Raw genomic sequence first — 6,475 nt, 5'->3', positions numbered from 1 at the left:
ACCGCGTGGGAGAGTAGGTCGCTGCCGGATTCTTTTTGAGAGAAGCCCTCGTCGCCTCGTGCGACGGGGGCTTTTCGCTTTTGTGCGTCTGGAGTTTCCGACGCCGTGAAGAGGCCCCGTGCCCGCTTCGGCCACCAGGGCGTCCGCGGGCTTGCGGCCTGCAGCCACCCTCGAGGCCTGACGGCACGCGGCGGCTTCAGGGCACTCGCAGCACCACCTTGCCCACCGTCGCGCGCGACTCCAGTCGCTGGTGGGCTTGCGCGGCTTCCTCCAACCCCACCACCAGCCCCAGCTTCACGCGCAGCTGCCCTCCCGCCAGTGCGCTTCCCAGCGCCTCGCGCGCTCGCCGCTGCAGCGCGGCCGGGTGCGGTGTACGCAGCCAGTACGCGCTGACTTTCAGCGACTTCGCGTACAGCGTTTCTACCTCCACCGCCGCCGGGGGGCCGCTCGCGCTCCCGTACGCCACCAGGTGCCCGAAGGCCGCCAGGGGCTCTCTCGTTGACGAGACAGCGCGATTCGCTGTCGAGCCCCTGCCATCGATCAGGCTTTTTGCCTCAGCGTGGGTAGAACTGCTCGATGGTGATCTCCTCCGCCAACGCATGGAGGGGCGCGCCAAAGGTCGTGACCGTTGTGAACCACTGGGTGGTGACTCCGTCGACCTCGAAGGTCAGCGGAACCAGGACGGATCCAGCACCGCCAGGCATTGTTGCTGGTAGCGCACGGGCTTCCGGGCAGGTGAGTACTCTCTCCAATACGCGTGCGACCTCGGAGCGGGGACCGCGCAGCCGTGCATTCTCCCTGAGCCGACTGAGCAGGAAGCCAGCGACCTCGGGCCAGTTCCCAATCGCCGCTCGCACGCGACCTGGGGAAAAGACCAGGTCCATCAGGTTGATTCTCCCGAGCGCGTCTCGTCCCTGGCCCATCAGCGTGAGTGCGCCGGTGTTGGCGTCGAGCACCGTCGATGCCGCATCGAGCACGAGGGCGGGATAGGGGTCGTGCGTTCTGAGAATCATCGCCGCGGCCTGGCGGATCTCCTTCATCTCCTCACTGTTCCAATCACTCTCGCCAAACTCAGGCGCGAAGCCCGCCGCGACAAGCAGGGCGTTGCGCTCTCGCAAGCCCAGCATCAATGCTCCAGCCAATCGCATGACCATGTACTGGCTGGGGGTCGTCCGGCCTGACTCGATGAATGCCAGGTGTCGAGGAGAGACCTCGGCGTCGAGCGCCAGCCCAAGCTGGCTTTTGCCTCGCAACGCACGCCAGTCTTTCAGCAGCGTACCCAGTTCGCTGGTGGTTCCCGGGCCGTTCTTCCGGTGGCCCCTCGCCGGCACGTCGTCGATATCGCGCATCAAAAGGCCCCTTTCGTGGCTCTAGTCGATTCATGCCCGCCGACGCACTTCCCTCCGAGGTCATTGCGAGATGGCTGGGCAAAATCGAATCTTCAGGCTCTCTCGTCACCGGAAAGCTTCCTCATGACAGACCGCCTCGTCTATCGCTTCGATGCCATTGCCGCCATCACCATGGGGAGTGCCCTCCTGGTTGTGGCGACGCCCCTCACCACGCTCGCAGGCTGGTCGTTGCCACCCGCCTTCCTGTTCGGCGTGGGGTTGTTTCTCGTGCCGTGGGCTGGTTTCAATGCCTGGGTCTCCGGCCAGCCGTCTGTTCCCCTCCTGGCCGCGCTGGTGCACCTCACGGTGGATGGCTTGTGGGTGATGGGGAGCGTGGCGCTCCTGGTCGCTCACGGTTCCAGCATGACGCTTGTGGGCATCGTGCTCCTGATAGGACAGGCCGTGACTGTGCTCGGTGTCTTCGCGCTCAAGCTCGGGCCTGTGGCCCGCCCCCACCTTGCTCGCAGGTGAGCCGAAGGCTCAATGGAAGGGCATTCCTGGCGGAGGACCTGGGTCTTGGAGTGCTCGATGGGTGGCCAAGCGGAGCTCCCAGGTGTGTTCGTCAGCGGGCCGTTGTTCGAGCTCGTGGTGTTGACGAGGTGAGTGGCCCAAAGCGGGTCCTCCCTGTCGCGGCAGTGGGCTTCTGGCGCCGGACAGGGGGGGGTAGCTGTCGTCTTCCCATGACGAGGACCGAGATGTGGTGGAGCGGGTCGGTTGGTCCCTGGCGGAACCGGCCATCAGCGGGTCCCTGAAACGCCGAGCTCGCTCTCCAATTTTCTCGGTTGGAGGTTGACCATGCTCTTGAGCTCGTACCACTGGCGGATGACCTCGTAGAGGTCCACCGGCTCATCCTGGGTCAGTCCGCGAAGGACGAGGTCATCGATGATGGGCAGGTCTGGCGAGGTGAAGCGCAAGCGGGCGCTTCTCCATAGCTGCCCATGCGACCCGTGCGCCCCGGCTGCCTGAGCAACTCGCCGGTGCCGACGTAGAGGGTACTGTAGAGCCGGCGCGGCACTCACCGTGACCGAGGCCCTGTGTCAGGTGGGACGTTCTCAGTGGTGGGGGCCGACGATGAGCACTTTGTCGTGGCGCTCCAGGACGCCACACATGCCTGGCTCCAGAAGGGTTGAAGTTGGCCTCCTCGCAGGAGGTGCGACGCACGAGCTGGGACAGTTGCTCGGAGTCGAGACGATCCACCGTGTCGCTCGGCAACTCGGAGAGGAAATCGGAGTGGGGGAGGGGGTCGTCTACAGCCCACTGGGTGCGCAGTTGCGGGGATTGAGGGACGCCGGCCAGGCGCAGCTTCTCGCGCATGGGAATCAATTCATCAGCTTGCCGACATCATCGAAATCCGCCTGCGCCACCTCTCCTGGCCGGGGACGGCCATGTCCTCGCTCCGTACGCGTGCGCCCCGAGCCTTGCTTCATGGCCGAAGGTGCTCGCCTCGAAGCCGCCTACCTCCAGTGAAGCCCGCGGTGGATGCTGAAGCCACAGGCCTTGGACGAGAGCAGCGCCTCCACTCGACCCTGTCCAGGACACCGGCGAGGATGGCTGCCTCGGTGACACCTTCGACGGCAGGTGCGCCTGCACCACCGCCTTGAGCGCTTCGTGCGGAGGTACCTCGTCAGCGGGACCACCAGTACGCCGGACCGCCACGAGAGCCCGCGATGCGCCCTCGCCCTATTTGGCCCCATGCCCAATAGCCGGGCTACTTGGCTCGCACCCTTCGCTACGGGGTGCAGAGCCGCACCAACTCTCTCAGCCAGTCATGTGTCGCCTCCCCGGTAGCTCATCTCGCGGGGCCCAGGGAGCACCGCTGTGGCGGTGCTCGTGGACTCATGAGGATGCATTGGAGGACTGGCTGGGCAGGCTCGCATCCCTCTCGCCAGCCTCGCATTTCCAACCGTCTTTCCAGTGCCAGGATCCGCGCGCTGCCCCGATTCGCGATCCGCTTGGCCGCCCGCGCTGCGCACAACTTCGGTGAAGACCCTCCTGAGCGCCATTACCCCGGTCCGTCACACCACGCCCATGGACCCGTTGGCGGACCACTCGGTGAGGTCTCCCAGGTGATTTGCGCCTCGCTCGGTCTCTGGGGTGAGCCACGACCGCCGCGACAGAGTCTCCGCCTTCATTCGGCCTGTGAGCTACCAGTCCCCGTTGCAGGGAAGACGCGAGAGGGCGCCCCGCAGCCGCAGCAGGTCCTCCCGTCCACGATGACATCCTGGTCGACCGTGACGTTGGTTGCGCCCGCCGACACGCGAGCCGCTCGCCTCGATAGCTTCTTAGCGGGGCTGTCCTCGGACGAGCGTGCCTCCATGTCCGAATACACAGCGCGGCTCCGAGGGCTTCGTGCCGTGAGGCTTCAATTGAGCGAGCGACGTGGGGTGGCGCCATCGAGATGGCAACCCCCATGCTTGAGGGCCGGATGACGCGCGCACAAAGCAGTGCGCTTCGCCCGAGGCAAATTCATAGCCGTGTATTCATGTTTTTGGAGTGACTATGTTTCGGCTTGAGGGGTGCCCTGGCGGCGGCCAGGTGTGGCCGTGTCACGTCGACGTCAAGAGCAGGGTAAAGGGGGGCACGATGCGGCTGACCAGCCTCAGGTCATCGCCATCCGAGACTCAAGCATGGATGAGGTTGGCGTCCAGAGCGCGCCGATGGTCGTCGCGTACAGGGATGCCGATCGAGTTCCCGAAGCTGAGGTCGTCCCTTGCGAGGTCTCCATGTCTCATGGAGAGACCACCAGCAACTCTGTCGACCGACCCGAGCTGCGGCTTGTGAGAGAGGCCTGGGTCAGGAGCGATACGGTGGCATTCAGCACCATTCCCATGGGCGGGATGCGGGTTGAGGGAGGGACGAGTGTCGCCGGTCAGTCTTCGGAGCCGTCACAATGGGCAACAGGGTCTCGAAGCCCCGGACCAAGGACTGCTGTCCCGAGCAGGCGGTCCGTTGTCCTCCGCATTCTGATGGAAAAGAGGTGGTTGCCTGGGGTTCTCCGACCCACTGGACTGCAACCACGATTGCTTGATGGATGGACCGGTGTGGCCGCGGGAACTCCTGTGGCACCAAGCACGACCCGTGGCCCAATAGTCAGGCCACCAGTAAGCGCCCCGCGTGGGTGCTGGAGAGGTGGGCACTTATTTCGAAGCTTCTTGTGCCGCGTCCGAACTCGTGTCGTGCAATCTGGCCCGAGCTGCTTCGGCTTGCCGGGTGAAGACGCTCGTAACCTCTTGGTCCGCCGGTCCGTCGCGCTGGCGAGAGCTCGCGTGAGTGGACAGGCTCCTTTCGCGACTTGGGCTCCGCGAACAAGCGCCCCCGTCGGCGTGGCGATGTAGTCACCCTGACGAAGAGGATCAGCAGCACGAGGGATGCCGCCGCGAAGCCACACGGTCCTCCAAGAGGACAGCGGGTTCTTGGTGGAGCTCGAAGGAGTCGTCCCCCGAGAAGGGGAGGCAGAAGACCCTGTCGCCCGTGACAGGTGCGTCGCCTCCCCGAGAGACTCGGGGACTCCGGGGATGGCGCATCAGAGCGACAGGCATCCTCTTCGTAAGGACCCCCACCATTCGAGTGCTCTGAGTCGTAGGGGCATCTCATCTTTTACGCTGGCGAAGGCCTCGTTCAGGAGTGGGCGCCCTGGATTGGAGTACCCGTTGTTCTATCCGGGTCAGCTGTTCGTACCGGGTCGCGCAGAGCGGGCTGTGGCGTCGGTTGTTCACCACGCGCGGGCTCGCTGAAGCCCGAGTGCAAGCCGGAGAGGTCACTGGCCGCATGCCCGGAGAACGGTCTCAGGGATCACCCCTGGACCGAGATGGCGTCGTGCTCAGCGTGTCGGTGTCGAGCCACCCGCTCCTGCGTAGAGCGTCACGCGAGCTCCGGCTCTGCTCTCAACGGCGGGCCGCATATCGCGCCCATGGCGAAGCGCTCGGCGACGAACCGTCAGGGGAAGCCGTCCGTGACGGGAAACTGCCTGAGGGCTCGTTCCGTTGGTGAATCCCCGTCCATGAACGTCGGACCAGGTTCAGTAGCACCCTGGCGAGTGCTGCCTCCTCGGAGACTCGTCAGGGCGTTGAAGGAACTCATGCACGTTGTTCTTGCGGAGGGCCTCCCTGGCAACCTTTCCCGAAGCGCGTAGCAAGTCCGCCGCCGTCGAATGGGCGATTCGGAGGCCCTACGGTGCGAATAGACGTCGAGTGGGCGAAGCCAGGGCCGCAGTGCTCCCGTCGCAGGTGAAGGGCGACGCTCAGGCAGGGAGAAACCGAGCCACCTCATCTGGGCGCACTCGCACAACTCCTCGGTAGGGTGGGCTTCAGACCGCCCAGGCCTGCCGCTCCGATTGATCGAGCACCGCGAATCTCTCCCGCGCTGCCAACCGCGGAAGGCGCCTGGCGTCCCGGTGAACGAACCTGGGACGAGGGCGCGCGGACTCGCCCTGTCCATGGGCCGCCCAGCGAGTGGCCTGCCAGGCGCTACAGGAGGGTGTGCTGTTCACAGGGCGCCTTCGGTGCCCGCAGCGGCGGTCGTCGATGGGCCACCGCTCGGGCGGGAGATGGGAGCGGCCCTTCGTTGATGGCCGATGCGCACGTGCGCTGGAGCCAGATCCGGGAGGTCACTGACCCAGGCCGAAAAAATCCGACGCCCTGCGATCAGAACGCTGGTGTTCGCCGAATCCCGATGGTACAAGCCGCCCCCCTCGCAACGAAGCCCGCGCACTGGTGCGGATCACTCCGTAGTGAGGATGTACCGACAGCACGGAATACAGCGGTCAACGAAGCGAGTTGACAGAAGATGCGGCGGTGGTAGAAGCCGCGCCCCGACGAAGAAGCCCGGGCAGCAGCAGGGCGGAAGCGGCGAGGAGTCAACGAAGCAACGGTTGACACGGGATGCGGCGGAGAGATAGAAGCCGCGCCCTCCCGAAAGAAACAGCGGAAGCCACTGGGCGGCGCTGAGGACTTCGGGAAGTAGCAAAGAAGAAAAGCGAAACTGGGTGGTTGACAGGGAGCGCGAAGATGAAATAGAAGAGGCGCCCCGCTGACGCCGGAAAGAAGTAGAAGGCGGCAGCAAGGTAGCAGGAAGTCGCGGATGAAACA

Annotated in this window: 4 protein-coding genes; 1 reads left to right on the top strand and 3 read right to left on the bottom strand. The window is 65.2% G+C overall.

Translation table 11 applies throughout. From position 1 onward, the window contains the following. Window positions 1-196: 196 nt before the first annotated feature. Both HUA75_RS45915 and HUA75_RS45910 read right to left on the bottom strand, forming a co-directional pair. Window positions 197-601, bottom strand: coding sequence for a zinc-binding dehydrogenase (locus HUA75_RS45915; protein ID WP_174490121.1), 405 nt, complete (start codon window positions 599-601; stop codon window positions 197-199). Further along, window positions 555-1,349, bottom strand: coding sequence for a helix-turn-helix domain-containing protein (locus HUA75_RS45910; protein WP_174464415.1), 795 nt, complete (start codon window positions 1,347-1,349; stop codon window positions 555-557). The genes HUA75_RS45915 and HUA75_RS45910 overlap by 47 nt, the downstream gene beginning before the upstream one ends. A 123-nt stretch (window positions 1,350-1,472) precedes the next feature. Between HUA75_RS45910 and HUA75_RS45905 the strand changes: the two genes are divergently transcribed. Next, window positions 1,473-1,859, top strand: coding sequence for a hypothetical protein (locus tag HUA75_RS45905; protein WP_141649460.1), 387 nt, complete (start codon window positions 1,473-1,475; stop codon window positions 1,857-1,859). A gap of 266 nt (window positions 1,860-2,125) precedes the next feature. On the opposite strand, the gene HUA75_RS45900 is transcribed toward HUA75_RS45905, so the two are convergent. Next, window positions 2,126-2,302: a hypothetical protein gene (locus HUA75_RS45900; RefSeq protein WP_174490120.1), complete on the bottom strand. Its 177-nt coding sequence runs from the start codon at window positions 2,300-2,302 to the stop codon at window positions 2,126-2,128. Window positions 2,303-6,475: the final 4,173 nt, after the last annotated feature.

The sequence above is a fragment of the Myxococcus sp. CA040A genome, from assembly GCF_013336725.1.
Taxonomy (GTDB): Bacteria; Myxococcota; Myxococcia; order Myxococcales; family Myxococcaceae; genus Myxococcus; species Myxococcus llanfairpwllgwyngyllgogerychwyrndrobwllllantysiliogogogochensis.
Note: the sequence above shows the minus strand (reverse complement) of the source record. Positions and strands in the feature narration are given on the sequence as shown.

Bases quoted from the DNA above. Each gene is read 5' to 3' on its own strand.
- HUA75_RS45915 (WP_174490121.1), bottom strand. From the start codon at position 601: ATGCGTTGGCGGAGGAGATCACCATCGAGCAGTTCTACCCACGCTGAG.
- HUA75_RS45910 (WP_174464415.1), bottom strand. From the start codon at position 1,349: ATGCGCGATATCGACGACGTGCCGGCGAGGGGCCACCGGAAGAACGGC.
- HUA75_RS45905 (WP_141649460.1), top strand. From the start codon at position 1,473: ATGACAGACCGCCTCGTCTATCGCTTCGATGCCATTGCCGCCATCACC.